Origin of the sequence: Rhizobium sp. BR 317 (assembly GCF_047445835.1) — a bacterium.
GTDB classification, from domain to species: Bacteria; Pseudomonadota; Alphaproteobacteria; order Rhizobiales; family Rhizobiaceae; genus Rhizobium; species Rhizobium paranaense.
The window spans coordinates 1-1738 of record NZ_JARWLB010000103.1; the positions used below are offsets into that span (position 1 = coordinate 1).

A 1738-nucleotide genomic window follows, 5' to 3' on the forward strand; every position below is an offset into this window, starting at 1 on the left:
GACCGCGGCTGACGCCTTTACCATGACCATCGGCGAGCCTTTCGACGAGCGGAGGGCCGCTGGTMGCGCCTTGATGAAGGAAATCCTCACGCTTGTTCAGCTCCAGCAGGAGGGCGAGATMGTCATCGCCGCGATTGGAGGCTTCGATCTMGTGTTCGAAGGCGAACGCTTCGGTAAGCGCGACGGATATCGCTATACGACGCTCCTCCAGCGCACCGGTGGGACCCACGAGATCGATCTGGCTGTGACCGTGACGCCGCTTGGCGCCATATCCCGCCTCGAGCATGCGCTTGACGATTTTGACGGCGAGCGGGAACGCTATCGCCAACGGTCGCAGGACGCCCGCAAGCGCCTCGCCTCCTATCACTCGCGCGAGGGAGCTGCGTTCGCGTTTGTGGAGGAACTGGCCGACAAACGTCGGCAACTACGGGAGGTCGATGAGGCGCTGGCGCAATACGCCCGCGATGATGACGAAACGCAGAAGGCAGCCGCCTAGAGCTGCTGTTCGAGCGGACGATCATCTTATATCGAACGGCTGAAATCAATCACCGAACAAAATGGCGCCGTAGTCGGTGGCGMCATGCAGGACATGGACGATKACCACCTTCGTGCTCTCGACGCGGTAAAAGATCAGATAATTGCCATGAACGCGCCGACGGATACCATAGTGCTCGTAGCGGGGGACGAGAGTGAAGCCGTTCGGACTATCGATGAGATCCTCGCATTTGCTCCGCAGCTCTCGGATAAATGACAGCGCGCGCCGGGGATTGTCCGCAGCGATATAGTCGGCGATTTGCTCGAGATCATTTTCCGCCTCGTTGGAAAACTCGAGGATCATGCCGATTTTTCGGCTTTGTCAGCCATCGCGCTGTATTTGGCCTCAAGTCGATMGAAGACATCGCTCGCCGGCTTCGTTCGGCCAGCGTCGGCATCAGCAATGCCACGCATGATGGACGCATCCAGCGCCGCAAGCCGCGTCTCGCGGTCCTGGACCAGTCGCACACCTTCCCGCAGGACTTCGCTTTTCGAACCATAGCGTCCTGTGTCGACGAGTTGCTGAATATAGCTTTCGAGCTGCTTTCCCAGATCGGCACTGATCATGCGGTCCTCCATCTGATGTGRTGCAAGACAAGATAGGCACATTATCAACTATTATCAATCCGCGTCGCAATCACTCACATTCCAAATGTGCGCGGTGAAACCGGAAAGAGGAATGGAAGATGAAAAGGGAGGGAAACCCCGCTCGCAGATCGGTCCGCCGGTCGCCGCTTGCGCTCAACCGCCGTCTCCGCATCCCGGCCACTCGTCCTTCGCAGGGCTGCCAGCCCCGCTCGTCCTTCGCGGCAGCGATGCTCGACCGCAGTTGCCCCCGGCCGCCCGCTCCGCGGTCCGGAAGGTGTCTTCAGGAAGGAATGAAGACTGGAAGGACCGGCAGGAGCCGCGTCCCAAAACCCCCGGAAAAGGAGCATCCCATGTATCTCATGAAGGTCGATCCGCGTGCGCTGAAGGATAACCCCGACAGCACGCGCCAGTCGAAGTCGACGCCGCAGGCGGACGCCCTGCTGTTGGCGACGATCAGGGCCGTCGGCATCATCCAGCCGCMCGTCGTCTTTCCGGAACGCGACGGCGGTAATGGTTTAATCATCGAGGCGGGTCATCGCCGCCGCCGCCAGGCGGTTGCCGCTGGCTTCGACGAGATCGAGGTCCTGGTGGTCGAGGCCGCAAACGACAACGGCGC

4 protein-coding genes are annotated in these 1738 nt (G+C 60.6%); 2 read left to right on the forward strand and 2 right to left on the reverse strand.

Annotated features, from left to right (window positions below):
* The coding region (locus QD357_RS32020; RefSeq protein ID WP_414126036.1) for a hypothetical protein at positions 1-496 on the forward strand (496 nt) is incomplete at its 5' end.
* A 45-nt stretch (positions 497-541) separates the two neighbouring features.
* Here the strand turns inward: QD357_RS32020 and QD357_RS32025 are convergent.
* Positions 542-838 (reverse strand): type II toxin-antitoxin system RelE/ParE family toxin, encoded by a 297-nt coding sequence (locus QD357_RS32025; RefSeq protein ID WP_414126037.1) that lies wholly within the window; start codon positions 836-838, stop codon positions 542-544.
* Positions 835-1101, reverse strand: coding sequence for a type II toxin-antitoxin system ParD family antitoxin (locus tag QD357_RS32030; protein ID WP_414126038.1), 267 nt, complete (start codon positions 1099-1101; stop codon positions 835-837). Before QD357_RS32030 ends, QD357_RS32025 begins: the two co-directional genes overlap by 4 nt.
* A gap of 371 nt (positions 1102-1472) precedes the next feature.
* Here QD357_RS32030 and QD357_RS32035 point away from each other — a divergent pair.
* Positions 1473-1738 (forward strand): ParB N-terminal domain-containing protein (locus QD357_RS32035; RefSeq protein ID WP_414126039.1); only part of this gene is annotated, 266 nt, incomplete at its 3' end.